Raw genomic sequence first — 313 nt, 5'->3', positions numbered from 1 at the left:
CCCATGAAAAGTTGGTTTGCAGCTGTCTGGTTTATTACAAATCAAAAGAATGGGGTCAGCGCTCTTGGAGTCCAAAGGCTATTAGGTCTTGGGAGTTATTAAACTGCTTGGTCTTTAATGCACAAGTTAAGATATGCCATGGTTGATCCTGAAAGAGATAAACTGTCTGGCATCGTAGAGGTTGACGAAACATTAATAGGTGGGGTCATTCCAGAATCATCTATTAAAAATCAACAGGGTAAGCGTAAAGCTATAGTTTTGGTGGCTGTTGAGCTGCTATCACCCTCTGGATTTGGGCGGATACGTTTAAGGC

Annotated in this window: 1 pseudogene; it reads left to right on the top strand. The window is 42.2% G+C overall.

Annotated elements, in window-relative coordinates:
* Positions 1-313, top strand: a pseudogene (locus tag HG547_RS20685) (IS1595 family transposase); the annotation flags it as partial.

Origin of the sequence: Shewanella sp. DNRA4 (assembly GCF_012843185.1) — a bacterium.
GTDB classification, from domain to species: domain Bacteria; phylum Pseudomonadota; class Gammaproteobacteria; order Enterobacterales; family Shewanellaceae; genus Shewanella; species Shewanella xiamenensis.
This window is presented reverse-complemented; position numbering and strand designations above follow the sequence as displayed.